This window comes from Burkholderia sp. Cy-637, from assembly GCF_011753175.1.
GTDB classification, from domain to species: Bacteria; Pseudomonadota; Gammaproteobacteria; order Burkholderiales; family Burkholderiaceae; genus Burkholderia; species Burkholderia gladioli.
The window spans coordinates 17252-42815 of the sequence record NZ_VWWC01000045.1 but is presented as its reverse complement, the minus strand read 5'-3'; the positions used below and the strand labels follow the sequence as shown (position 1 = coordinate 42815).

Annotated in this window: 21 protein-coding genes; 4 read left to right on the top strand and 17 right to left on the bottom strand. The window is 70.4% G+C overall.

Annotated features, from left to right (window positions below; translation table 11 throughout):
• Positions 1-296: 296 nt before the first annotated feature.
• Complete coding sequence (gene dapA, locus F3J10_RS14845; RefSeq protein WP_025098657.1) at positions 297-1187, bottom strand: 4-hydroxy-tetrahydrodipicolinate synthase; 891 nt, start codon at positions 1185-1187, stop codon at positions 297-299.
• 445 nt (positions 1188-1632) lie between these two features.
• On the opposite strand from dapA, the gene F3J10_RS14840 reads away from it, so the two are divergent.
• Positions 1633-2652, top strand: coding sequence for a sulfate ABC transporter substrate-binding protein (locus F3J10_RS14840; protein WP_167242386.1), 1020 nt, complete (start codon positions 1633-1635; stop codon positions 2650-2652).
• Positions 2653-2732: 80 nt separating this feature from the next.
• Here the strand turns inward: F3J10_RS14840 and F3J10_RS14835 are convergent, their stop codons facing one another.
• The 5 genes from F3J10_RS14835 to F3J10_RS14815 form a co-directional block, all read right to left on the bottom strand.
• Positions 2733-3113 carry a DUF1090 domain-containing protein gene (locus F3J10_RS14835; protein WP_167234043.1) on the bottom strand — a complete coding sequence of 127 codons (381 nt, stop codon included), beginning with the start codon at positions 3111-3113 and terminating at the stop codon, positions 2733-2735.
• A gap of 98 nt (positions 3114-3211) precedes the next feature.
• Positions 3212-3937 (bottom strand): arsenical resistance protein ArsH, encoded by a 726-nt coding sequence (gene arsH, locus F3J10_RS14830; RefSeq protein WP_345791210.1) that lies wholly within the window; start codon positions 3935-3937, stop codon positions 3212-3214.
• Positions 3921-4352: an arsenate reductase (glutaredoxin) gene (gene arsC, locus F3J10_RS14825; protein WP_025098653.1), complete on the bottom strand. Its 432-nt coding sequence runs from the start codon at positions 4350-4352 to the stop codon at positions 3921-3923. Before arsC ends, arsH begins: the two co-directional genes overlap by 17 nt.
• A gap of 18 nt (positions 4353-4370) precedes the next feature.
• A complete protein-coding gene (gene arsB, locus F3J10_RS14820; RefSeq protein WP_167242385.1) occupies positions 4371-5438 on the bottom strand; it encodes an ACR3 family arsenite efflux transporter in 1068 nt (355 codons plus the stop codon).
• Between the two features lie 11 nt (positions 5439-5449).
• Positions 5450-5791 carry a metalloregulator ArsR/SmtB family transcription factor gene (locus F3J10_RS14815; protein WP_025098651.1) on the bottom strand — a complete coding sequence of 114 codons (342 nt, stop codon included), beginning with the start codon at positions 5789-5791 and terminating at the stop codon, positions 5450-5452.
• A gap of 219 nt (positions 5792-6010) precedes the next feature.
• Between F3J10_RS14815 and F3J10_RS14810 the strand changes: the two genes are divergently transcribed.
• Positions 6011-9589: an indolepyruvate ferredoxin oxidoreductase family protein gene (locus tag F3J10_RS14810; protein ID WP_167242384.1), complete on the top strand. Its 3579-nt coding sequence runs from the start codon at positions 6011-6013 to the stop codon at positions 9587-9589.
• A 76-nt stretch (positions 9590-9665) separates the two neighbouring features.
• On the opposite strand, the gene F3J10_RS14805 is transcribed toward F3J10_RS14810, so the two are convergent.
• Positions 9666-11339, bottom strand: coding sequence for a Na+/H+ antiporter (locus F3J10_RS14805; protein ID WP_025098649.1), 1674 nt, complete (start codon positions 11337-11339; stop codon positions 9666-9668).
• Positions 11340-11619: 280 nt separating this feature from the next.
• On the opposite strand from F3J10_RS14805, the gene F3J10_RS14800 reads away from it, so the two are divergent.
• Both F3J10_RS14800 and F3J10_RS14795 read left to right on the top strand, forming a co-directional pair.
• A complete protein-coding gene (locus F3J10_RS14800) occupies positions 11620-12924 on the top strand; it encodes an EAL domain-containing protein (protein ID WP_166912894.1) in 1305 nt (434 codons plus the stop codon).
• 64 nt (positions 12925-12988) lie between these two features.
• Positions 12989-13705 (top strand): copper homeostasis protein CutC, encoded by a 717-nt coding sequence (locus F3J10_RS14795; RefSeq protein ID WP_167242383.1) that lies wholly within the window; start codon positions 12989-12991, stop codon positions 13703-13705.
• A 90-nt stretch (positions 13706-13795) separates the two neighbouring features.
• Here the strand turns inward: F3J10_RS14795 and bioB are convergent, their stop codons facing one another.
• The 10 genes from bioB to aceK all read right to left on the bottom strand — a co-directional run bounded on the left by bioB (position 13796) and on the right by aceK (position 25243).
• The gene (gene bioB / locus F3J10_RS14790; RefSeq protein ID WP_013699545.1) at positions 13796-14887 is read right to left on the bottom strand and encodes a biotin synthase BioB; all 1092 of its coding nucleotides are present in this window, start codon (positions 14885-14887) and stop codon (positions 13796-13798) included.
• Between the two features lie 40 nt (positions 14888-14927).
• Positions 14928-15671, bottom strand: coding sequence for a dethiobiotin synthase (gene bioD, locus F3J10_RS14785; RefSeq protein ID WP_025098643.1), 744 nt, complete (start codon positions 15669-15671; stop codon positions 14928-14930).
• Positions 15668-16876 carry an 8-amino-7-oxononanoate synthase gene (gene bioF / locus F3J10_RS14780; RefSeq protein WP_166912885.1) on the bottom strand — a complete coding sequence of 403 codons (1209 nt, stop codon included), beginning with the start codon at positions 16874-16876 and terminating at the stop codon, positions 15668-15670. Before bioF ends, bioD begins: the two co-directional genes overlap by 4 nt.
• Positions 16873-18216 carry an adenosylmethionine--8-amino-7-oxononanoate transaminase gene (bioA, locus tag F3J10_RS14775; RefSeq protein WP_167242382.1) on the bottom strand — a complete coding sequence of 448 codons (1344 nt, stop codon included), beginning with the start codon at positions 18214-18216 and terminating at the stop codon, positions 16873-16875. The genes bioF and bioA overlap by 4 nt, the downstream gene beginning before the upstream one ends.
• A 565-nt stretch (positions 18217-18781) precedes the next feature.
• Positions 18782-20077 (bottom strand): CocE/NonD family hydrolase, encoded by a 1296-nt coding sequence (locus F3J10_RS14770; protein WP_167242381.1) that lies wholly within the window; start codon positions 20075-20077, stop codon positions 18782-18784.
• A gap of 106 nt (positions 20078-20183) precedes the next feature.
• Positions 20184-20648 carry a YchJ family protein gene (locus tag F3J10_RS14765; RefSeq protein WP_166912887.1) on the bottom strand — a complete coding sequence of 155 codons (465 nt, stop codon included), beginning with the start codon at positions 20646-20648 and terminating at the stop codon, positions 20184-20186.
• A gap of 5 nt (positions 20649-20653) precedes the next feature.
• On the bottom strand, positions 20654-21331 hold the full coding sequence (locus tag F3J10_RS14760) for an SDR family oxidoreductase (protein ID WP_166912888.1): 678 nt from the start codon (positions 21329-21331) through the stop codon (positions 20654-20656).
• Between the two features lie 81 nt (positions 21332-21412).
• A complete protein-coding gene (locus tag F3J10_RS14755) occupies positions 21413-22606 on the bottom strand; it encodes an acetyl-CoA C-acetyltransferase (RefSeq protein WP_167242380.1) in 1194 nt (397 codons plus the stop codon).
• Positions 22593-23366, bottom strand: a complete 774-nt coding sequence (gene can, locus F3J10_RS14750) for a carbonate dehydratase (protein WP_036048991.1) — start codon at positions 23364-23366, stop codon at positions 22593-22595. The genes F3J10_RS14755 and can overlap by 14 nt, the downstream gene beginning before the upstream one ends.
• 77 nt (positions 23367-23443) lie before the next feature.
• Positions 23444-25243, bottom strand: coding sequence for a bifunctional isocitrate dehydrogenase kinase/phosphatase (aceK, locus tag F3J10_RS14745; protein WP_167242379.1), 1800 nt, complete (start codon positions 25241-25243; stop codon positions 23444-23446).
• Positions 25244-25564: the final 321 nt, after the last annotated feature.

Sequence of the window (25564 nt, the reverse complement as noted above, 5' to 3'; positions counted from 1 at the left end):
GGCACCGGGGCGGAGGCGCCGCCGCCGTTGAACGCGCTGGCGTCGCCGCCGCTCGCCGAGGGCGACGAGGCCGCGTCGGCGGGCGGGGCCGGGTGCGAATCGTCGCTGCAGGCGGCCAGCATCAGCGTGATCGACAGGACGGACAGGGCAGCCGCTCGGAACATCTCGGATCTCCTTGGCGCGGGCGGGTTGAGGGTGGGTTGAGGGCGGGCCATAGTATCGCCCGCCGGTGCGACGCGCGCGTGAAGCCCGGCGCGAGCGTGCCGCGCCGTCCGGCTCGGGACCGCCCGGCAGGCTCAGGCCGTCAACGCCGCCTCGGCCCGCCGAACCGTCTCGATCACGCGCCGCATCCTCTCCACCAGCGCCTCGCCGGCCGGCACGAAGGGCAGCCGCAAGGCGTTCGCGCACCAGCCCTCGTCGGCCAGCGCGGCCTTCACCGGCGCCGGGTTCGGTTCCTCGAACAGCACCTGCACCAGCGGCTGCAGCGCCACCGCGAGCCGCCGCGCCTCGGCCAACTCGCCGGCCAGGATCCGCTCGCGCACCCGCACGTGCAGGGCCGGGAACAGGTGCGCCGAGCTCGCGATCGCGCCGTGCGCGCCCACGCAATGCGCCGCGAAGTTCTGGTTGTCGTCGCCGGAGAACACGCGCAGCGGCGTCTCGTGCACGAGACGCATCATCCGGTCGATCGAGCCGCCGCATTCCTTGATGCCGGCGATCCGCGCGTCCTCGGCCAGCGCCTTCAAGGTATCGAGCTCGACGTTCACCCCGGTGCGATACGGGATGTTGTAGACCAGCAAGGGCAGGTCGGCGGCTTGCGCGAGCGCCTCGAAATGGCGGCGGATGCCGTCCTGGGTCGGCCGCACATAGGTGGGCGGCGTGACCAGCAGGCCGTCGGGCGCGAGCGCGGCCAGCTCGCGCGCGCGTTGCACCGCGCCGCGCGTCGCGCTGTGCGAGAGCCCCAGCACGATCGGCGCGGCCGGCACGGCGGCGCGCAGCGTGGCGAACACGGCGGCCTGTTCGTCGGCGTCGAGCAGGGCGCCCTCGCCGGTGGTCGCGCAGGCGACGAAGCCGGCGATGCCGGCCTGGCCGTGATGCCGGGCGAGCCGCGCGAGCGCGTCGTGATCGACGGCCTCGCCCGCGAAGGGCGTGACGATCGGCAGCCAGATACCGGAAAAATCGATGGACATGCAAAACCTCGGTCGGGAACGTTCCGCCGGCGGGCGCCGGACCGGGGAGTGGCAGGGTCGAGCGACCCAGGTGGATTCCCGTCCGGCTTCACGCCTGACGGGACGCGACTCCCCGTCAGTCGAGAAGTCGTTTTTTCAGTTTCAGCACGGCTGCGCGCGCGAGCACGGCGGCCGACCCGGACGAGGCGGCGCGAAGCTGGCAGGGCGACAGGAGCGAAATCGCGAAGGGCGACATGGCGGGACCGTGAGGAAACGAGCGGCCATCTTAGCATCGCGCCGCGCCCGGCGGCCAGCCCCGCGCGGCGGCCGGCACGTCGTCAAATGACTTTGGGTTGTGACCTAAGGACGATTGAATCTTAGGGCCGCGCGATGCGCCTCGCTACAATCGCCGATCAGGTTTACCAACGGCTGACAGGCCGACCAGACCAACCACACAGGGGTTTCGATGAACCAGAAGCAAGGGATCGGCCGCTGGCTGATCGCGGGCGCGGCGGCGGCGATCGTCGCGGCGGCGCCGGCCGCGCACGCGGACACCGCGTTGCTGAACGTGTCCTACGACGTGACGCGCGAGCTCTACAAGGATATCGACGCCGGTTTCGCCGCCGCCTGGAAGCAGAAGACCGGCGAGACCGTCTCGATCCGCCAGTCGCACGGCGCCTCCAGCGCGCAGGCGCTGTCGGTGCTGCAGGGCCTGCAGGCCGACGTGGTCACCATGAACCAGCCCAACGACATCGACCTGCTCGCCGAGCGCGGCCAGCTGCTGCCCAAGGACTGGCGCAAGCGCCTGCCCGACAACAGCTCGCCGTACTCGACCACCATGGTGTTCCTGGTGCGCCACGGCAATCCCAAGCAGATCCACGACTGGAGCGACCTGGCCAAGCCCGTCGTGCAGGTGGTGATCGCCAATCCGAAGACCTCGGGCAACGGCCGCTACGCCTACCTGGCCGCCTGGGGCTACCAGAAGCTCAAGGGCGCCAGTGACGAGCAGGCGCTCGCGTTCGAGAAGGCGATCTTCCGCAACGTGCCGGTGCTCGACGCGGGCGGGCGCGGCGCCACCACCACCTTCACGCAGCGCGAGATCGGCGACGTGCTGGTGACCTTCGAGAACGAGGTGGCGCTGATGGACAGCGGCAGCTCGGGCCAGCAGTTCGACGCGGTCTATCCGTCCAGCAGCATCCTGGCCGAGCCGCCGGTGGCGCTGGTCGACAAGGTGGTCGACAAGAAGGGCACGCGCAAGGTGGCGCAGGCCTATCTCGACTACCTGTATTCGCCGGCCGGGCAGGAGATCATCGCGCAGCACCACCTGCGCCCGCGCGATCCGGCCGTGCTCAAGCAGCACGCGGCCGAGTTCAAGCCGCTCAAGACCTTCAGCGTCGAGCAGGTGTTCGGCAGCTGGGACCAGGTGCAGAAGACGCATTTCGCCGACGGCGGCACCTTCGACCGGATCGTGGTCGACCGGAAGTAGGCGGGCCGGGCGGGGAAACGAGACGGGAGCGCCGCGGCGCTCCCGTTTTCATTCAGCGCCGCGCAAGGTGCGCCAAGTCTTCATTGCGAGGCCTCGACCAGGGTGCGCTCGAATTCCGCATGCGCTTCCTCGAGCTTGCGCTGGCGCTCGGCGATCTTCTTCGCGTCCTTGCCGGCGGCCCGGGCTTCCTGAAGCTCGCGCTGGCGCTGGTCCAGCTTGCGCTGCGCCGCGTCGACCTTGCGTTGCGCGTCGCTGCGCAAGCTGGCATCGGTGCAATTGGCATTCAGTTGCGCGAGCGCCGTCTCGAGTCCGTCGACGCGCGCCGCATTGCCATGGGCCCGGGCATAGTCGATCTCCCGTTCGATCGCGCCGCGCTTCGCGTCGCAGCTGCGGGGCTGGGCGGAACACACTGCCGGCAGGATCGCTGCGGCAAGCAGGCAAAGCTTGATCGTCATGTTCATGCGGGTCCTCGTGTCATGTCGGGTGGGCAGGCGCGGACGAGCCGGGATCGGTTCGTCCGCGCCATGGTACTGCGCGACGCGCACGACGCCGTCGGGGCTCAGAGGCTGGCCTGGTTCATGCGTTTCGACAGCGCCTCGGCCTGCTCGCGCCGTTCGCTGTAGCGATCCACCAGATAGCTGCCGGCGCCGCGCGTGAGCAGGGTGAACTTCATCAGTTCCTCCATCACGTCGACCACCCGGTCGAAATAGGGCGACGGCTTCATCCGGCCGTCCTCGTCGAACTCCTGGTAGGCCTTGGCCACCGAGGACTGGTTCGGGATCGTCAGCATGCGCATCCAGCGGCCGAGCACGCGCATCTGGTTGAGCGCATTGAACGACTGCGAGCCGCCGCTGACTTGCATCAGCGCCAGCGTCTTGCCCTGGGTCGGGCGGATCGCGCCGCTCGCGAGGGGGATCCAGTCGATCTGCGACTTCATGATGCCGGTCATCGCGCCGTGACGCTCGGGCGAGCACCAGACCATGCCTTCCGACCATTGCGCGAGCTCGCGCAGCTCGGCCACCTTCGGATGCGTTTCCGGCGCGTCGTCGGGCAGCGGCAGGCCATGCGGATCGTAGAGCCGGACCTCGCCGCCCATCGCGCTCAGCAGGCGCGCCGCTTCCTGCGCGAGCAGGCGGCTGTAGGAGCGTTCGCGCAACGAGCCATGCAGCAGCAGGAAACGCGGCGCGTGATCGGGCGCGGGTTTGCCGAGCAGATCGGCGAGCGCCGGCACACGAAACGCGGCGGCGTCCAATTGCGGCGGCAGGGTATCAAGCGGGGCGGACACGTCGGCCCTCCGCGTCGATCACCGGTTCGCCGTCCTCTTTCGCGAACGGTCCTCGCGGGCCCGCCGGCAACAGCTCGAGCACCGTCTCGGAAGGACGGCAGAGCCGCGTGCCGCGCGGCGTGACCACGATCGGCCGGTTGATCAGGATCGGATGCGCGAGCATGAAGTCGATCAACTGCTCGTCGCGCCAGGCCGGATCGTCGAGCCCGAGCGCCTCGTAGGGCGTGTCCTTGCGGCGGAGCAATTCGCGAGGGGCGATGCCGATCGCCGCGATCAGCCCGAGCAGCGTGTCGCGATCGGGCGGCGTGAGCAGGTAGTGGACAATCCGCGGCTCGATGCCGGCGTGGCGGATCATCGCGAGCGTGTTGCGCGAGGTCCCGCAATCGGGGTTGTGATAGATGGTGACCTCGCTCATGAGGCTCTCCTTGGGAAGTCAGGCGCGCTCGTACCAGGCGCGCGAGCGGTTGACGACGCGCACCACCAGCAGCATCACCGGCACCTCGATCAGCACCCCCACCACGGTGGCGAGCGCGGCGCCCGATTGCAGGCCGAACAGGCCGATGGCGGTGGCGACCGCCAGTTCGAAGAAATTGGAGGCGCCGATCAGCGCCGAGGGGCCGGCGATCTCGTGCCGCTCGCCGAGCGCGCGATTCAGCCAGTAGGCGAGGCCCGCGTTGAACAGCACCTGCACCAGGATCGGCACGGCGAGCAGCGCGATCACCAGCGGCTGGCGCAGGATCGCCTCGCCCTGGAAGCCGAACAGCAGCACCAGGGTGGCCAGCAGGGCGGCGATCGACCAGGGCCCCAGCGCGGCCAGGGCGGCCTCGAAGCGCGCCGGGCCGCGCGCCAGCAGTCGCTGCCTGGCGAACTGGGCCAGCAGCACCGGCAGCACGATGTAGAGCAGCACCGAGGCGCCCAGCGTCGCCCAGGGCACCGCGATCGCGCTCGAGCCGAGCAGCAGGCCCACCAGCGGCGCGAAGGCGAACACCATGATCGCGTCGTTGAGCGCGACCTGGGACAGCGTGAACAGCGGGTCGCCGCCGGTCAGCCGGCTCCACACGAACACCATCGCGGTGCAGGGCGCGGCGGCCAGCAGGATCAGGCCGGCCAGGTAGCTGTCGAGCTGCCCGGCGGGCAGCCAGGCGGCGAAGCATTGCCGCAGGAACAGCCAGCCCAGCAGGGCCATCGAGAACGGCTTGACCAGCCAGTTGACGGCCAGCGTGACGCCGATGCCGCGCGCGTGGCGCCGCAGCCCGGCCAAGGCGCCGAAATCGACCTTGATCAGCATCGGCACGATCATCACCCAGATCAGCAGGCCGACCGGCAGGTTGACATGGGCCAGCTCCATCCCGCCGACGGCCCCGAACAGCCCGGGCAGCAGGCGGCCGAGCGCGATGCCGGCCAGGATGCAGAGCACGACCCAGAGGCTCAGGTAGCGTTCGAAGCGGCCGATGGCGGGCGCGGCGGCGGGGCCGCGCCCCGTGGCGGGCGAGCTGGGCATGGCGGGCGGGATCAGGAGGAAGGGGGCGAGGGCGGGCAGCAGGCGGGCGCCTCGGTTGCCGCGCAGGCCTGGCCGGCGCAGCAGTTCTCGGTCAGGAAGCCCATCAGCGCGTTCATCTGCGCATAGTTGGCCGCGTAGATCATGAAGCGGCCGCGCTGCTCGACCGTCACCAGGTCGGCGTGCGTCAGCTCCTTCATGTGGAACGACAGCGAGGAGGGCGCGATGCCCAGTTGCTCGGCGATCTGCCCGGCGGCCATGCCGGCGGGGCCGGCTTCGACGAGCAGACGAAAAACGCCCAGGCGGGATGCCTGGGCGAGAGCCCCGAGGGCGCGGACGGCTTGGTTCGTTTCCATGTTTCGATAATAGTTGAAATATAAAAACGAAGCGAGGGAGATTTGCGATCGATCAGGGTGCGCGAGATTTCTCTCGAAATTCGTGAAATCTGCGAGGGAATTTGCTCGATTCGAGGTATGGCGAGCAGGATCAGAAAAATAATTCTTCTTATGACGGCGAAAAATAGTGCCAACAGATAGCGACAGACAGCCGCAGCCCAATCCCCGGAGACAAGCCTCATGACCGCCCGACCGCCGCTGGACGGCACCCCCGCCCTCGCCGACTACCGCCTCACCGACAATCTCACCGCCACGCGCGGGCGCGTGTTCCTGACCGGCACCCAGGCGCTGGTGCGCCTGCTGCTGATGCAGCGTGCCCGCGACGCCGCGCATGCGATCGACTCGGCCGGTTTCGTCAGCGGCTACCGCGGCTCGCCGCTGGGCATGGTCGACCAGCAGATGTGGAAGGCGCAGAAGCTGCTCGACGCGGCCCGCGTGCGCTTCCTGCCCGCCATCAACGAGGAGCTGGGCGGCACGGCGGTGCTCGGCACGCAGCGCGTCGAGGCCGACCCGGAGCGCACCGTCGAGGGCGTGTTCGCGATGTGGTACGGCAAGGGCCCCGGCGTCGATCGCGCCGGCGACGCGCTCAAGCACGGCAACGCCTATGGCGCCTCCCCGCATGGCGGCGTGCTGGTGGTGGCCGGCGACGACCACGGCTGCGTCTCGTCCTCGATGCCGCACCAGAGCGATTTCTCGATGATCGGCTGGCAGATGCCGGTGGTGAATCCCTCCAACATCGCCGACATGCTGGAGTTCGGTCTCTACGGCTGGGCGCTGTCGCGTTTCTCGGGCACCTGGGTCGGCTTCAAGGCGATCTCGGAGACGGTGGAATCGGGCTCGACCGTCGATCTCGACGCGCTGGTCACCGACTGGCCCGAGCCGCCCGCCTTCGAGGCGCCGGCCGGCGGCCTGCACAATCGCTGGCCCGACCTGCCGAGCCTGTCGATCGAGGCGCGGCTGACGGCCAAGCTCGAGGCGGTGCGCCACTTCGCGAAGCACAACAGCATCGACCGCTGGGTGGCGCCGAGCCCGCGCGCGAGCGTGGGCATCGTGACCTGCGGCAAGGCCCATCTCGACCTGATGGAAGCGCTGCGGCGGCTCGACCTGACGGTGGCCGATCTCGACGCGGCCGGCGTGCGCATCTACAAGGTCGGCCTGTCCTTCCCGCTCGAGACCACGCGGCTGGAGCGCTTCGTCGAGGGGCTCGAGGAAGTGCTGGTGATCGAGGAGAAGGGCCCGGTGATCGAGCAGCAGGTCAAGGACCATCTCTACAACCGCGTCGCGGGCGCGCGTCCGCGCGTGCTCGGCAAGCACGACGCGCAGGGCGCGCCGCTGCTCTCGGCGCTCGGCGAGCTGCGGCCCTCGCGCGTGCTGCCGGTGTTCGCCGACTGGCTGGCGCGGCATCGCCCGGCGCTGGACCGCCGCGAGCGCGTGGTCGAGCTGATCGCGCCGGACATCCTCTCCAACGAGGCCGATGCGGTGAAGCGCACGCCCTACTTCTGCTCGGGCTGCCCGCACAACACCTCGACCAGGGTGCCCGAAGGCTCGATCGCGCAGGCGGGAATCGGCTGCCACTTCATGGCCTCGTGGATGGAGCGCGACACCACCGGGCTGATCCAGATGGGCGGCGAAGGCGTCGACTGGGCCGCGCACGCGATGTTCACCAAGACGCGCCACGTGTTCCAGAACCTCGGCGACGGCACCTACTTTCATTCAGGCATCCTGGCGATCCGCCAGGCGGTGGCCGCGCGCGCCACGCTCACCTACAAGATCCTCTACAACGACGCGGTGGCGATGACGGGCGGCCAGCCCGTCGACGGCAGCCTGTCGGTGCCGCAGATCGCGCGGCAGGTGGAGGCCGAGGGCGTGTCGCGCTTCGTGGTGGTATCCGACGAGCCGGAAAAGTACGACGGCCATCGCGACCAGTTCCCGCGCGGCACCACCTTCCATCACCGCGACGAGCTCGACGCCGTGCAGCGCGAGCTGCGCGACACCGACGGCGTGACGGTGCTGATCTACGACCAGACCTGCGCGGCCGAGAAGCGTCGCCGCCGCAAGAAGGGCGAGTATCCCGACCCGGCGCGGCGCGCCTTCATCAACGAGGCCGTCTGCGAGGGTTGCGGCGATTGCGGCGTGCAGTCGAACTGCCTGTCGGTGGAGCCGGTGGAGACGCCGCTGGGCCGCAAGCGCCGCATCGACCAGTCCTCCTGCAACAAGGACTATTCCTGCGTGAACGGCTTCTGCCCGAGCTTCGTGACGGTGGAGGGCGCGGCGCTGAAGAAGGCGGCCGGCATCGCCTTCGACGAGGCCGCGCTGGCCGCGAGCGTCGAGGCGCTGCCGCTGCCGGCCGCGCGGCTCGACGCGGCGCCCTACGACATGCTGGTGACGGGCGTGGGCGGCACCGGCGTGGTGACGGTCGGCGCGCTGATCAGCATGGCCGCGCACCTGGAAGGCAAGAGCGCCTCGGTGCTCGACTTCATGGGCTTCGCGCAGAAGGGCGGCTCGGTGCTGTCCTACGTGCGGATCGCCGCGCGCGACGAATGGCTGAACCAGGTGCGCATCGACACGCAGCAGGCCGACGTGCTGCTGGCTTGCGACATGGTGGTGGGCGCCAGCGCCGAGGCGCTGCAGACGGTGCGCCACGCGCGCACGCGGATCGTGGTCAACACGCACCGGATCCCGAACGCCGCCTTCGTGCGCGACCCCGACGCGAGCCTGCATGCCGACGCGCTGCTCGACAAGATGCGCCACGCGGCCGGCGAGGACTTCGTGAGCGACTGCGATGCCCAGGCGCTGGCCGCCAGGTTCCTCGGCGACAGCATCGGCGCGAACATCCTGATGCTCGGTTTCGCCTGGCAGCAGGGGCGCGTGCCGGTCTCGCTGGCCGCGCTGATGCGCGCGATCGAGCTGAACGGCGTGGCGGTGGCCGCCAACCGGCTGGCCTTCGCGATCGGGCGCATGGCCGCCGCCGATCCGGCCGGGCTCGATGCGTTGTGGAACGCGCGGCATCCGCTGCCGCAGGTGGTGGCGCCGCGCACGCTCGACGAGCTAGTCGAGGATCGCGCCGGGCGGCTCGACGCCTATGGCGGTCGCCGCTATGTCGAGCGTTACCGCGCGCTGGTCGGCGCCGCGCGCGCCACCGGCGACGAGCGCGTGGCCGAGGCGGTGGCGACCACCTTTTATCGCCTGCTGGCCGTGAAGGACGAATACGAGGTGGCGCGGCTCTATAGCGATGGCAGCTTCCGCGCGGCGCTGGCCGCGCAATTCGAGGGCACCGCCGGCAGCGACTACCGCCTGCGCTTCCACATGGCGCCGCCCACCACGGCCAGGAGCCGCGACGGCGCGCGGCCGAGGAAGCAGAGCTTCGGCGGCTGGATGTGGCCCGTGCTCGGCATGCTCGCGCGCTTCCGTGCGTTGCGCGGCAGCCTGCTCGATCCGTTCGGGCGCACCGAGGAGCGGCGCATGGAGCGCGCGCTGGCCGACGATTACGAAGCGACGATGACGCGCGCCTTCGCGGTGCTGCAGTCGCGGTCGGCCGAGGTGGCCGAGGCGGTCACCGCGCTGGCGGCGCTACCTGCCCGCGTGCGCGGTTACGGACCCGTGAAGCTGGCCAGCGTGGCCGCCATGAAGCGCGCCGAGCGGCCGCTGGCGCTCGCGGCCGGGCTCGAGGCGAGCACCAGCGCGGCGGTCGCGCATGCCATCGAGTCGATCAAGGGCGGCGGCGCGCTGCGCGGCATCCCGGTGGTGGTGGCCAAGTGAGCGGCGCGGCGGCGGCCGGCGTGAGCCGTCGCCGCCGCACCTGCTTGCCGATCGGTCGATCGTCGGGCCGGCGCCCTCAGACCAGCCCTTTCTTGCGCGTCGACAGCGCTGTCTCCGACAGGTCGACCTCGCGCATCAGCTTGCCGAGCGTCTCGTCGTTGATCTTCTGCTCGGCGCGCATCCGGTACAGCGCCGCGCGTTCGGCGCGTACCGCCGCGATCTTCATCTGCAGCTCCATCTTCTCGGCCTGCTTGGCCTCGGCGCGCAGCGTGGCCGCGTCGTCGGCCTCGTCGAGGCTTACCAGGCGGCGCCGGTAGAGATCCATCACGCGCGCGGTCAGGTCGGCGCAGCGCGCCGCGTCGGCCTCGTCGAGCGTCTCCGTGAGCGTGTCGTGGGTCGCGTCGATCGCGCGGATCGCGGCCTGGGCGGCCGCCGCGCGCGCCGCGCGTTCCTCGTGCGCATGCGGGTTCGGCGTGGTGCGCAGGCCGCGCAGCAGCAGCGGCAGGCCGAACACGGCCACCAGCAGCGAGCCGAGGATCACGCCCGAGGCGATGAAGATCGCCGTGTCGCGCCCGGCCAGCGGCGTGCCGTCGCCGAGCGCCACCGGCAGCGACAGCACGCCGGCCAGCGTGATGGCGCCGCGCACGCCGCCCACCGTCATCAGCGCCACGGTGCGAAAGCCCGCCCAGGAGCCGGTCATGCCGCGCCGCGCGGCGCGCTTGCTGGCGAACCAGCGCAGCAGCCAGACCCAGGCGAAGCGGATCAGGTAGAGCGCGGCCATCATCGCCAGCACGTAGCCGATCATGGCCGCCACCAGCGCATCGCTCTCGTGGTGCGCCGACAGCAGCGCGCGGCCGATGATCTGCGGCATCTGCAGGCCCAGCATGATGAACACCATGCCGTTGAACACGAACTCGATCATCGACCAGGTGCTCTCGGCGCGCACCCGCGCGGCCACCGTGCTGCTGCGCGAGAAGCTGGTGTAGTTCATCATCATCCCGGCCGCCACGGCCGAGAGGATGCCTGATAGTTCGAAGTGCTCGGCGATCAGGTAGGAGGCGAACGGGATCAGCAGGGTCATCACGATGCCCGGCGCCGGGTCGCCTTCCTGGGCCGCGTTCAGGAAGCGCGTCGACAGCGTGCTGAACAGCCAGGCCAGCAGCGCGCCCACCGCCAGCCCGCCCGAGGCGACGATCACGAAATTGAGCGAGGCCTCGCGCAGCGAGAACACGCCGGTGAGCGCCGCGGCGATCGCGAACTTCAGCGCGACCAGGCCCGAGGCGTCGTTCATCAGCGCCTCGCCTTCGAGGATGTGGGTCAGTTGCGCCGGAATCCGGCCCTTGCCGGCGATGCCCGACAGCGCCACCGCGTCGGTCGGCGAGAGCACCGCGGCCAGCGCGAAGGCGACCGGCAGCGGCAGGCCCGGGATCAGCCAGTGCGCGAAATAACCCACGCCGACCACGGTGATGAACACCAGCCCGAAGGCCAGCATCAGGATCGCGCGCCGCTGCAGGTAGAGCTCGCGCTTGGGGATCCGCCAGCCGTCGGCGAACAGCAGCGGCGGGATGAACAGCAGCATGAAGATCTCGGGATCGAAACTCACGTGCAGGCCGAGCCTGGGCCAGGCGAGCAGGGAGCCGATCGCGATCTGCACCAGCGGCAGCGGCGGGCGCCAGGGCAGCAGCCGGATCGCGATGCCGGACAGCGCGACGGCGAGCAACAGGATGAGGACGGTGAAAACGATTTCCATCGATACGGGGGGCTCTCTTGACGGTGGCGGACCGGGCGAGTGTAGCGCGCACGGGCGAAGGGCGTCGTGCCGCCTCGCACCAAATCGGTGCAAGCCAGGCACCGCGATCCGGCAAGAAGCCGCGACCAGCAAGCTTTTTCGCCGATCCATGCAGTGAGCACGAAGCTTGCTTGTAGCTGACTGATAACACGATGGAATGAAACGAGGGTGCAATGATGATCGGATCGATTACGCGTCGCGCGCCGTGTCCGGCGCCGGCATTCGGGAGGGTCGCCACATGATGATGACGACCATGCAGCAGGAGCGTGCGGCGCCGGCGGCGACGCACGGCGCGGGTTCGCCTTATCGCTTCGAGCGCGAGGTCACCTCGGGTTTCGAGCGGGTCGCCTCCAGCCACCGCGAGCTGGCGCTCTCCAGCGTGTTCCAGCCGATCTTCAGCCTCTCGCACCAGCGCGCGATCGGCTACGAGGGCCTGCTGCGCGCGCACGACGCGCTGGATCGGCCGGTCTCGCCGCTCGACGTGTTCGGCGAGGCGGCGCGCCACGGCGAGGCGATGCAGGTCGACCGGCTGGCCCAGGCCCTGCACCTGGAGAATTTCTCGCTGCTCGGCGCCGAGCGCGAATGGCTGTTCCTGAACGTGCATCCCGGCGTGCTGACCGACCCGTTCCAGGCCGCGGCGCTGCTGGCCAACCTCAAGCGGCTCGACATCTCGCCGCGCCGCGTGGTGCTGGAGGTGCTGGAGCAGCGCGCCGACGATCTCGAACGCCTGGCCGACGCGGTGCACGATTTCCGCGAGCACGGCTTCCTGATCGCGCTCGACGATTTCGGCGCGGGGCATTCGAACATCGAGCGGATCTGGCAGCTCAATCCCGACATCGTCAAGCTCGACCGCATCATGCTCTCGCATGCCCAGCATCGCCGCGGGCAACTGGCGATCCTGCACGGGCTGGTCACCCTGCTGCACGAGGCCGGCAAGCTGGTGCTGATCGAGGGCATCGAGACCGAGCACGACGCGCAGGTGGCGCTGGCCTGCGAGGCCGATTTCGTGCAGGGCTATTTCTTCGGGCGGCCGGCGCCGGGGCTGTCCGACGGCGTGACGGCCTCGGCCTGCATCGGCGAGCTGACCGAGCGCTACCGCCTGCAGACCGAGGCGCGCGAGCGGCGCGACGCTCAGCGCATCGCGCCCTACCTGCGTGCCTTCGAGCGCGCGGCCGAGCGGCTCGCGGCCGGCGAATCGATGGACGAGGTGTGCTGGAACTTCCTCGCGCTCGACGACGCGGCGCGCTGCTTCCTGCTCGACGGGCAAGGGCGGCAGGCCGGCAGCAACGTGGTGCTGCGCGCCGATCGCGCCCAGCACGAGACGCGCTTCCTGCCGCTGGTGGAGGCGCAGGGCGCGAATTGGCTGCGGCGCCCGTATTTCCGCGCGGCGATCGCCGAACCGCAGCGCGTGCACGTGACCAAGCCCTACCTGTCGATCAACGAGGCGCTGCCCTGCGTGACGCTGTCGATCGCGATCCGGATCGGCGATGCGCTGCGCGTGCTGTGCGGGGATATCGACTGGCGGGAGGGGGAGTGGGTGGTGTGAGCGGCGCGAGCCGGATGCGCGCGGGTATGGCTACAATGATCGCCCCAGCATCCGGAGCCGCCCCATGCCCGTTCCGTCCATCCTCCTCGAAGTCATCGCCACCACGCTGTCCGACGCGCAGACCGCCGCGCGCGCCGGCGCCGACCGCATCGAACTCGTCACCGGGCTGGCCGAGGGCGGCCTGACGCCGAGCATCGGCCTGATCGAGGCGGTGGCGCGGGCCGTGCCGATTCCCGTCAACGTGATCGTGCGTCCGCATAGCCGCGGCTTCGTCTACACCGCCGAGGAACTCGCGATCCTCGAGCGCGACACGCAGGCGGCCGTCGCCGCCGGTGCCTCGGGCATCGTGTTCGGCGCGCTGAACGCCCATGGCGACATCGATGCCGCCGCGCTGGCGCGCATCGTCGAGGCCGCCGGCGGCAAGCCGATCACCTTCCATCGCGCCTTCGACGTCTCGCGCGATCTCAACGCCGCCTTCGAGACGCTGCTGAAGACGCCGGCCGTCACCTCCGTGCTGACCTCGGGCGGCCATCCCTCCGCGCTCGACGGCCGCGATACGATCGCGCGCCTGGCGCGCCGCGCTGCGGGCCAAGGCTGCGAAGTGCTGGCCGGCGCCGGCCTCACGGTCGATTCGATCGGCGATTTCGTGCGCGCCACGGGCGTGCGCGCGGTCCACCTGGGCACCGGCGTGCGCGAGCGCGGCGAGTCCTGGGGCCCGGTCGACGCGCGCCTGGTCGGGAAGGTCCGCGCCACCCTCGACGCGGCCGGCGCGGCGCGCTGAACGAACTCCTCACGACTTCCCCGCAAGCCCGAAAACAAAATCGGCGCGCCCAACCGCGGCGCGCCGATCTCATTCAAGCCAGCCCGAAGCTCAGTTCGCCACCGGCCCCGGCGCATGCGCGCACTTCACCGGCTCGGCCGCGGCTTCCGCCGGCATCTGCTGCGCCGACTCGGCGCGCATCCCCAGCCGCGCCAGCAGCTCGCGATCCTTCTGCGCCTGCGGATTGCTGGTGGTCAGCAGCTGGTCGCCGTAGAACATCGAGTTCGCGCCGGCCAGGAAGCACAGCGTCTGCATCGAGTCGTCGAGCTGCTCGCGCCCGGCCGACAGCCGCACCATCGCCTTCGGCATGGTGATGCGCGCCACCGCGATGGTGCGCACGAACTCCAGCGGATCGAGCGGCGCGGTGCCTTCCAGCGGCGTGCCCTTGATCGCCACCAGGTTGTTGATCGGCACCGATTCCGGATACGGGTTCATGTTGGCGAGCTGGGTGATCAGCCCGGCGCGCTCGCGGCGCGATTCGCCCATGCCGATGATGCCGCCGCAGCAGACGTTGATGCCCGCGTCGCGCACCCGGTCGAGCGTGTCGAGCCGGTCCTGGTAGGTGCGCGTCGAGATCACCTGGCCGTAGAACTCGGGCGAGGTGTCGAGGTTGTGGTTGTAGTAGTCGAGGCCGGCTTCCGAGAGCGCCTGCGCCTGCTCGTCCTCCAGCATGCCCAGCGTCATGCAGGTCTCCAGGCCCATCTCCTTCACGCCGCGGATCATCTCGGTGAGCGGCTCGATATGGCGCTCCTTCGGGCTGCGCCAGGCGGCGCCCATGCAGAAGCGCGTCGCGCCGTTGGCCTTGGCCGCGCGCGCGGCGTCGAGCACCGCGCTCACGTCCATCAGCTTGCTGGCCTTCAGCTCGGTCTCGTGATGCGAGGACTGCGAGCAGTAGCCGCAATCCTCCTCGCAGCCGCCGGTCTTGATCGACAGCAGGGTGGAGAGCTGGATCGCGTTCGCGTCGAAGTGCTCGCGATGCACCTGCTGGGCGCGGAACAGCAGGTCGTTGAAGGGCAGTTCGTAGAGCTTGACGACGTCGGCGACGCGCCAGCGCGGCGATACCGGCGCGGCCACGGGAACGGCTGCGGGCGCGGCTGCGGGTGCGATGCTCGCGTCGGTGCTCACGGTTTGGGCTTGGGTCATGGTCGGGTCCTCGGTAGGGTCGGGGATCAGCGGTTGTCGTTCAGGGCCGCGCGGCGTTCGCGCCGCGAAGCGCCGCCAGCAGCCGTTCGATGTCGAGTGCCGCCGCGGCTTGCTCTGCCCGCGGCGGCGTCATGTGGGGAATCTCGCCGATCAGCGGCGCATCGTGCTCGCGCGCGAGCCATTGCGCGACGGTGGCGATGTTCTGGTCGGCATAGAGCATGGCCGGGTCGACGCGGTTGGCCACCCAGCCGGCGATGCGCAGCCCGCGCGCGGCGATCGCGTCGGCGGTGAGCAGCGCGTGGTTGATGCAGCCGAGCCGCACGCCGACCACCAGCACCACCGGCAGCTTCAGCGCCACCGCCAGGTCGGCGGTGTCGAGCGTGTCGTCGAGCGGCACGCGAAAGCCGCCCACGCCCTCGACCACCACCACCTCGGCGGCCCGGCAGGCTTGCGCGTGCGCGGCCAGGATGGTGCCGATCTCCAGCTTCACGCCTTCTTGCGCGGCCACGATATGCGGCGCGGCCGGCGCCTTCATCATGAAGGGCGTGCGGATCGCGGGCGGCAGCGCGACGTTGGCGGCCGCGTCGAGCTGGTCGGCGTCCTCGTTGTGCAGCACGCCATCCCGTTCTTCGGCACCGGCCGCGATCGGCTTCATCGCGGCGGCGCGCAGGCCGTGCCGCGCGAAGCCGTGCAGCAGCGCGGCCGACACGAAGGTCTTGCCGATCTCGGTATCGGTGCCGGTGACGAAGCAGGACAACGTCGAGGAGGTGGAAGACGCGCTCATGCCGCCGCCTCCGCCGCGCCAGCGGCGCTCAACGCGGCCTCGAGCCGGGCCAGGTCCGCGAAGTCGTGCGCGGCCGACAGCGACACGCGCAGCCGCGAGGTGCCGGCCGGCACGGTGGGCGGGCGGATCGCCGGCACCCACAGGCCGTGCTGGTCCATCGCCCGCATCGCGGCCAGGGTCGCGTCGTTCTCGCCGATCACCAGCGGCTGCACGGCGGTGCGCGAGTCGATCGGCTGCCAGCGCGTATTGCGCAGGATCTCGCGGGTGCGCTCGATCAGCGCGGCCAGGTGCGCGCGCCTCGCCTCGCCTTCCTCGCCGCCGATCAGCGCGAGGCTGGCCGACACGGCGTGCGCCACCGAGGGCGGCGCGGCGGTGGTGAAGATGTAGCTGCGCGCGCGCTGGATCATCCACTCGATCACGGTTTCGTGCGCGATCACGAAGGCGCCGGCCACGCCGGCGGCCTTGCCGAGCGTGCCGACGTAGATCAGGTGCTCGGAGCGCAGCCCATAGGCGGCCGGCGCGCCGCGCCCTTGCGGGCCGAGCACGCCGAAGCCGTGCGCGTCGTCGATCACCAGCCACGCGCCATGCGCCTCGGCCAGGGCCACCAGCCGCTGCAGCGGGGCAATGGTGCCGTCCATGCTGAACACCGTGTCGGACACGATCAGCTTGGTCTCGGCCGTCGAGGCGGCGAGCTGCGCGGCCAGCGCGTCCATGTCGCCATGCGGATAGACGCTGATCTCGGCGCGCGACAGGCGCGTGCCGTCGATCAGCGAGGCATGGTTCAGCGAGTCGGAGAAGATCTCGGCCCCGCGGCCGGTCAGCGCCGTCAGCGCGGCCAGGTTGGCCATGTAGCCGGTGCTGAAGTAGAGCGCGCGCGGCGCGGCGCAGAAGCCGCCGGAGAAGTCGGCCAGCTCGTCCTCGAGCCGCGCATGCGCGCGCGAATGGCCGCCCAGCAGGTGCGAGCCGCCGCTGCCGGAGCCGTAGCGGCGCGCGCCCTCGGCGAAGGCCTCGACCAGCGCCGGATGCGCGGCCAGGCCCAGGTAGTCGTTGCTGGCGAAGCTGACGATCTCGCGGCCGTCCACCGTCATGCGCGCGCCGCAGGCGCTGTCGGCGGTGCGGCGCACGCGGCGCAGCCCTTGCGCGTCGATCTCGGCCAGGCCGCGTTCGAGCGCGGCAAGCAGGCTCGGCGGGTTCGGCGTGCTCATGCGCGCACCTCCGCGAGCGTGGCGTCGAGCGTGGCGCGCGTTTGCGCGGCCAGCCAGTCGATCTGCCCGTCGTCGAGCACGTAGGGCGGCATCAGGTAGACGCTGGTGCCGATCGGGCGCAGCAGCAGTTCGTGCCTGAGCGCCTGCTCGAAGAAGCGGCGCGAGAAACCGCGCGCCTGCTCGGCCTCGAGCGCGACGTCGAAGGCCAGGATGGTGCCGCGCTGGCGCAGGTGGCGCACCTCGTCGCGCTCGGCGAGCGGCGCGAGCGCCTCGCGCAGGCGCGCCGACTTGCGCGCATTGGCCGCCAGCACGTCGTCGCTGTCGAACAGATCGAGCGTGGCGAGCGCGGCGCGGCAGGCCAGCGGATTGCCCGTGTAGGAATGCGAATGCAGGAAGCCGCGCGCGGTGTCGTCGTCGTAGAAGGCCTGGTAGATCGCATCGCGCGAGAGCACCAGCGAGAGCGGCAGGTAGCCGCCGCTGATGCCCTTGCTCAGGCACAGGAAGTCGGGCCACACGCCGGCCTGCTCGCAGGCGAAGAAGGTGCCGGTGCGGCCGCAGCCCACCGCGATCTCGTCGGCGATCAGGTGCACCTGGTAGCGGTCGCAAAGCGCGCGCAGCCCGCTCACGTAGGACGCGTCGTGCATCGCCATGCCGGCCGCGCACTGCACCAGCGGCTCGACGATCAGCGCGGCGATCGCGCCGGCGCGCTCGGCGAACAACTGCTCCACCGCGGCCAGCGCGCGCGCGGCCACCTCGGCCGCGGCCCCTCCGGGCTCGGCCTGGCGCGCGTCGGGCGAGGCCACCACGTGGGCGTGGCGGATCAGCGGGTCGTAGGCGTCCTTGAACAGGGCGACGTCGGTCACGCCGAGCGCGCCGATGGTCTCGCCGTGATAGCCGTTCGCCACGCAGACGAATTCGCGCTTCTCGCCGCGGCCGGCGTTGCGCCAGGCGTGGAAGCTCATCTTCAGGGCGATCTCGACGGCCGAGGCGCCGTCCGAGGCGAAGAAGGCGTGGCCGAGCGTGTGCCGCGTGAGCGCGGCGAGGCGCTCGGCCAGCTCGATGGCGGGCTCGTGCGTGCAGCCGGCCAGCATGGCGTGCTCCAGCGTGTCGAGCTGGTCCTTCAGCGCGGCATTGATACGCGGGTTGGCATGGCCGAACAGGTTCACCCACCAGGAGCTGATCGCGTCCAGGTAGCGCGCGCCGTCGCGGTCGTACAGCCAGGGGCCGGCGCCGCGCGCCACCGGCACGAGCGGCATGCGCTCGTGGTGCTTCATCTGCGTACAGGGGTGCCAGACTGCGCGCAGGCTGCGCGCAACCCAGTCGTCGGGTTGTGTGCTCAAAACGGCTCCGGAACGGGACGCGGCGCGGCGGGATTCGGACGAGATTCGGGTGGAACCGCGGCAGCGGCCCCGCGCCGGTCCATCGAGGCGGCGGCCGGCGGGCGATATCCGCCCCGCGACGGCCGTTGACGCGCCTGCGTGCAAAACCAAAACGGGCCAGAGATTAGCGCGATTCCGGGCCTCGCGCAGCATTGGTTACAAACGTGCGGAGCCTTGCTGGGCATGGAGTTGCGCGAGGTTTTGGGGTGCTCGCGACGGTTCGGGCGCGATGCCCGGGATAGCGTGCAGATGACGACGGCAAAGTGGCGCCACCCGACGGACGGAAATCGAGGGGAAGCGGCGCGGGAGGTTCGCGACGAAAAAGGGAGGGATCGATGCGGCTGTCGTGCGCGAGGCGCCCCGGAGCACGGGCGATCAGGCGAAGTGTCGTCGAAGGACGTGACGGGGCGAGGTCAGCGCGGGATGGGCGCAAGGTGGGCGTGAAGCGGGAACGGTGACGCAGACGGCAAAACGGCGAGGCCGGGAAGGTCTCGCCGTGTGTGCAATGGGGGCTAGGACGCGCCGCTCAGCGGCTGGCCAGTGCGTGGGTGGCGCCGTCGGCCGGCGTGACCGCCTCGGCCGTGGCCGTGCCTTCGTTGGCATGCCAGACCACGTGGTTGTCGACGGCATAGAGCCGGCAGGCGCCGGTGCCCTGCTTGCGGCAGTTCTCGAGCGCGAGCGCCATCGGGTCGTCGCCGCCCTCGGCCCAGGACCAGGCGCCTTCGGCCGACACCGCGAAGGCGCGGCTCGGATGCTGGTTCAGGAAGTGGCGATAGCCTTCGCGGCCGGCGGCGTCGAGGTAGGGCACCGCGTCGACGGCGTCGATCGAGGCGTAACCCGAGGCGGAAGGCATGTGCGGGCAGGCCACGGCATAGAGCACCGTAGTCGGCATGTGCAGCTCGCTGAGGAAGGCGTTGACCGAGGGCCACCAGATCGGCACGCCGTCGCGGTCGACGATCAGCCGGTGCGCGTCGTCCTTGTAGCTGCCGTAGTCGACGAACAGGGTGCTCGCGCCGTGCGAGACATAGGCCTCGCGCAGCCGTTCGACCAGGGCCGGCGACCAGACCGAATCGTTGTCGCCGTACATCCACAGCGAGGGCACCTGGGTCTTTTCGCCGTAGGTGTCGAAGGCGCCCACCAGGTTCTTCTGCCAGCCGTCGCAGAGATCCTGGCGCAGGCCGCCGGAGAAGTTGATGATGCCCTTCACGCCCTTGGCCGCGACCGTGCCGTAGGCCAGCGAGACCAGCCCGCCGTGCGAGGTGCCGGCCACCACGATGCGGTTGGCGTCCACGTAGGGCTGCTTGGCCATGTAGTCGACCGTGGCGGACACGTCGCGCGCCTGCGCCATGCCGTTGCGTTCGACGTCGCAGCCTTCCTGCACGTAGGTGCCGCCCGAGCCCGCGAAACCCTCGCGGTTCGGCGCCACCACCGCGTAACCGCGGCGCACGAACTCCCGCGCGAAGGCGACCGGCCGGCTGCGCGGCTGGTCGTGCAGGTCGCCGGGGTTCTTGCCGTGGTTGAACACCACCAGCGGGAACGGCCCGGGGCCGTTGGGCTTGAAGACGGTGGCTTCGAGCATCACCGAACCGTCGCGATCGGCGGGGATCCGGATGATCTGCTCGTTCATGTCGGCCGTGATCTGCGGCAGCCCCGGTTCGTTGTAGTCGAACCGTTCGGCGCCGGCCAGCGAGGCCGTGGAGGAAGTCGGGGCGGGCGACGCGATCGCGTCGGGGGAGGCCGCGGCAGCGGACAAGGTGCCGGCCTGGGCGGCCGACAGCAGAGACGCCGCCATCCAAGCTGCTAACACCTTGCGAAACACCATGTCGATTCCCGCGACCCATTTCGTTTGAAACCGGGTCCATCCTAGCCCGACAAATTCGGCTTGTGCAATGCGGGAATAACCCTTCCTCCGCCGCGGTGGCGTTGACTCAGCGTTCGCTTACATTGCCGTCGATATAGCGCCAGATTCCGTGCTCGTCGCGCGAGAAGCGGCTGGTCTCGTGCAGCCGGTGCGCGCGCGAGCCGTCCTTGTAGCGCGCCACGAACTCCACCACGGCGTGGGCGGCGTCCTGCTCGGCGAAGCGCTTGATGTCGAGGCCGAGCCAGCGCGGGCCGTCGCCGGCCTCGAGATCGGCCGGGCAGGTGGCCGGATCCCAGGTGGCGCGCAGGTAGGCCGTCTCGCCGAGCACGTAGGCGGTGTAGCGCGAACGCATCAGTTGCCAGGCGTTCGGCGCCGGCGTGCCGGCATCGATCAGCGGGCCGCAGCAGGCCGCGTAGGCCGGCGCGCGCTCGGGCCGCCGGCCCGGTTGCGCGCCGCCGCAGGGGCACAGTACCGGGCGCCCGGCGGCTGTGGACGAAGTGGGGCGGGAAGCCTCGGTGGAACGTTCGTTCATCGCGCTCACCACTCCAGCTCGGCGCCGTCGTACTGGAAGAAGCGGCCGTTGGCGGCGGCGCGGTCGGCCGCGGCCCTGGCCAGCACGCGGCGCATGCCGGTCACGCTGGTTTCGGCGTCGAGCGCGGCGTCGCCGCCGCCCATGTCGGTGCGCACCCAGCCGGGATGCAGCGACAGGCAGGTGGCCTCGCGCGTCTGCAGCGCGGCCACCCGCACCACGTTGTTGAGGGCGGCCTTGCTGGCGCGATACAGCCAGCCGGTGGTGCCGCTGATGCCGCCGGTGCTGCCCATCCGGCTCGACACGAAGGCCAGCACGCCCTGTGCGTCCTCGACCATCGGCAGCAGGATCGGCAGCAGCTGCATCGGGCCGAGCACGTTGGTGTGCATCACGGCGTCGAAGTCGGCCGCGTCGATGGTCTCCACGCCCTGGGTGCGCGGGCCGTAGACGCCCGACACCACCACCGCCGCGTCGAGCCGCTCGCCTTCGAGCTTCCAGCCGAAGCCGGCGAGTTGGGCGGGATCGGTCACGTCGAGCGCGTGGGCGGTCGCGCCGAGCGCGCGCAGCGCGTCGAGCGAGGCCGCGTCGCGCGCGGTGGCCAGCACGTTCCAGCCGTCGCGCCGGTACTGGCGCACGAATTCCCTGCCGAGGCCGCGCGAGGCGCCGACGATCAGGACGGTTTTCATCGAATCGTTCTCCTTGCTTGAAGCGGGCGGCGCGGCGCGCGGGCGGCTGCAATGGCGCCGCCCGCGCGCCGCGCCGTGGGCTCAGACCAGCTCGATCGCCATCGCGGTGGCCTCGCCGCCGCCGATGCAGAGGCTGGCCACGCCGCGCTTGCCGCCGCGCGCGCGCAGCGCGCCGAGCAGGGTGACCAGGATGCGCGCGCCGGAGGCGCCGATCGGGTGGCCCAGCGCGCAGGCGCCGCCGTTGACGTTGACGCGCTCGTGCGGCAGCCCGTGTTCCTTCATGGCGGCCATCGCCACCACCGCGAAGGCCTCGTTGATCTCGAACAGGTCGACGTCGGAAGGCCGCCAGCCGGTGCGCTCGAACAGGCGCTGCAGCGCGCCCACCGGCGCGGTGGCGAAGCGCGCCGGGGCCTGCGCGAAGGTGCTGTGGCCGACCACCCGCGCCAGCGGCGCGGCGCCCAGGCGCTCGGCGGTGGAGGCGCGCATCATCACCAGCGCGGCGGCGCCGTCGGAGATCGACGAGGCATTGGCCGCCGTCACCGTGCCGTTCGGGCCGAACGCGGGCTTCAGCGTGGGGATCTTGTCGGGGTTGGCGCTGAACGGCTGCTCGTCGCGCGCCACCACGGTTTCGCCCTTCCTGCCGGCGATCGTCAAGGGTGCGATTTCCCAGCCGAACGAGCCGTCCTCGTTGGCGCGTTTCGCGCGCGCCAGCGACTCGATGGCATAGGCATCCTGCGCCTCGCGCGTGAAGCCGTATTCGGCCGCGCACTCGTCGGCGAAGCTGCCCATCAGGCGGCCCTTGTCGTAGGCGTCCTCCAGGCCGTCGAGGAACATGTGGTCGAGCACCTGGCCGTGGCCCATGCGCATCCCGCCGCGCGCCTTGGGCAGCAGGTAGGGCGCATTGGTCATGCTCTCCATGCCGCCCGCCACGATCACCTGGGCGGAGCCGGCCAGCAGCATGTCGTGCGCGAACATCGCCGCGCGCATGCCGGAGCCGCACATCTTGTTGACGGTGGTGCAGCCGGTGGCCTGCGGCAGTTGCGCGCCGAGCGCGGCCTGGCGCGCCGGCGCCTGGCCCTGGCCGGCCGGCAGCACGCAGCCCATCACCACCTCGTCGACCTGCTCGGCGGCCAGGCCCGAGCGCGCCAGCGCCGCGGCGATCGCCGCGCTGCCGAGCTGCGGCGCGCCCTGCGTGGCGAAGGCGCCTTGGAAGCTCGCGATGGCCGTGCGGGCCGCCGCGGCGATCACTACCGGATCATGTTCAGCATTGGTCATGTTTCGTCTCCTTGAGTGTTTTCGCGACCTGTTCCGCGACGTCGGCCAGTTGCGCCGCGTCGGCCGCGACCATGTCGTTGTCGTCGCTCGAGCTGGCGCGCCCGGCCGAGAGCGTCTCGACGCAGCGCTGGTGGACGCTGGCGAGTTCGTCGGCGGCCGACACGGCCATGCCGAGGTTGCGCATGCGGCCGTCGTGCACGCCGTAGACCAGGCCGTGCACGGTGAGCGGCTGGCCGCGCGTCCAGGCATCGTTGACGATGGTGGTGCGGCACACGTTGACCACCTGCTCGATCGCGTTCAGCTCGATCAGGCGGCGGTAGCGCGCCTCGCCCACCGGCCACTGGTCGAGCAGCCCGGCGTGCTTGTCGCGCACGTCCTGCACGTGGTGCAGCCAGTTGTCGGCCAGCCCGACGCGGCGGTTGGTGAGCGCGGCGTTCACGCCCGAGCAGCCGTAGTGGCCGACCACCATGATGTGCTTGACCTTCAGGATGTCGACCGCGAACTGCAGCACCGACAGGCAGTTGAGGTCGGTGTGCACCACCACGTTGGCGATGTTGCGATGGACGAACACCTCGCCCGGCGGCAGGCCGATGATCTGGTTGGCGGGCACGCGCGAATCGGAGCAGCCGATCCACAGGTATTCGGGCGCCTGCTGGTCCTTCAGGCGTTCGAAGAATTGCGGGTCGTCGGCGAGCTTGCGCTTGACCCAGGCGTCGTTGTTCTCGAACAGGTGGGCGAGCGGGTGATCGTTGGTATTCATCGCGAGGTCCGTTTGGTCTGTTGCGTGCTGTTGATCGGTTGAAGTCGTGAAGCCGGGATTCGGTTCGGTCCTGGCGCTCAGGCGGCGCGCTGCGCGTCGGCGGGCCGCGCGTAGCGTTCCGGGTAGCGCGCGCGAAAGCGCAGGGACGGGTCGTACGGGAAAAAGTCGGGCAGCTCGCCGCCCAGCACGCGCGCCTGGCTGTCCTGCCAGAGCGCGGGCTCGAAGAAATCCGGGTGCTGCGCGAGGAAGGCCTCGCGCACGCGCGGATCGCCGAGCAGGAAGGGCCCGTAGGTTTCGGGAAAGATGTCGCGCGGGCCGACCGGGTACCAGGGTTCGTCCGACATTTCATCTTCCTCGTTGCGCGGCGGCGGCACGCGGCGCACCTGGCAGTCGGTCAGGTACTCGATCTCGTCGTAGTCGTAGAACACCACGCGGCCGTGGCGCGTCACGCCGAAATTCTTGTAGAGCATGTCGCCGGGGAAGATGTTGGCCTGGATCAGCTCCTTGACCGCGTTGCCGTATTCCTTCACGCCGTGCGCGATCTCGGCGTCGCTGCCGTGCTGCAGGTACAGGTTCAGCGGCGTCATGCGGCGCTCGATGTACAGATGCCGGATCACCACGCTGTCGCCCTCGTATTCGAGCAGCGAGGGCGCCTCCTTCTCCAGCTCGCGCAGCAGCGTCTCGTCGAGCCGCGCCAGCGGCAGCGCGACGCTCGAGTATTCGAGCGTGTCGGCCATGCGGCCGAGCCGGTCGTGGCGCTTGACCAGCTGGTACTTCTCCATGATGCGTTCGCGCGTGGTGTCCTTGGGCGGCGGGAAGCGGTCCTTGATCGCCTTGAACACATAGGGGAACGAGGGCAGCGTGAACACCAGCATCACCATGCCCTTGATGCCGGGCGCGATCACGAAGCGGTCGCTCGAATGCGAGAGATGGTGCAGCAGGTCGCGATAGAACAGGTTCTTGCCCTGCTTCTGCAGGCCCAGCGAGGTGTAGATCTCGGCCTTCGGCTTGCCCGGCATCAGCGTGCCGAGGAACTCGACATAGGCCGAGGGCACGTCCATGTCGACCAGGAAGTAGGAATGCGAGAAGCCGAAGATCACCTGCAGCTGCTCGCGGCGCAGCAGCACCGTGTCGAGCGCGAGCGTGCCGGCGCCGGTATGGCGCAGCGGCACCGCGAAGGGCAGGGTGCGCTCGCCGTTGACGATGCGCCCGACGATCCAGGCGCCCTTGTTGCGGAAGAACAGCGAGGACAGCACGTGGATCTGGAAGTTGAAGGCCTCGTCGAAGGCGCCGAACTCGTCGTCGATCGCCTGCAGCAGACAGGCCGTGTCGCGAGAGAGATCCTCGAAGGGCACGCCGAGCTGGAAGTTCGTGACGATCCGCTCGAGCGTGGCGGGCAGCCCGTCGCGCGCCGGGTAGTAGGCGCGGTAGGTGGGCTTGGCGGCCGGCGCGGCGTTCTCCAGGTACTCGGTCGAGATCGCCGGGCGCACGAAGATGAAGTCGTTGTGGAAATACGAGCGGTGCAGGATCTTGCAGCACACCGAATTGAAGAAGGTTTCCGCGCATTCGGGCTGCAGGTGCGAAGTCAGGAGCCCGATGTAATGGAGCTTGATCTGCTGCCAGACCTCGTCGTCGAGGCCGGCCGCGTCGTATTCGTCTTCCAGGCAGACCACGCATTCGCGCACGCGATCGTCGTAGGAGGTGATGCGCTCGCGCCCGAGCCGCTGCAGGCCGTGCCAGTCGGCCGCCTCGAACCGCGCCTTCGCCTCGACGGCCGCGTCCCGGAAGGTCCGGTAATGGCGATCGAAATGCTCCAGCATGGCCTGGGCGAGATCGAAGCCGATTTGCGACGACAGCAGTTTGGGGAAGTGGTGCATGGTCCGTCCGGGCTCGTGGCGGGGGCGAGGCGCTATTTTACCGCCGCGCCGCGCCGAAACCGCGCCCTCGCGAGCGGGTTGCCGAGCGTCGCCCGGGGCCGGATCGCCGACGTTCGGCGACATAGGGCGACGAATCGGGCATCTGCCGGCAAGCGGCGCGGTTCGGGCGTGAACGTGGCACGAACTTTTTTCGTGCGCCGCGCGGTACCGCGGTGCGTCATGCGGCGGGACGGCCGCCACGGCGCGATGGGGCGCGATCGCGCCCGGCGCGGCGCGCCGACGATGTTGCGGCGCACGCGCTAGAATCGCAGGGCTCCCCAC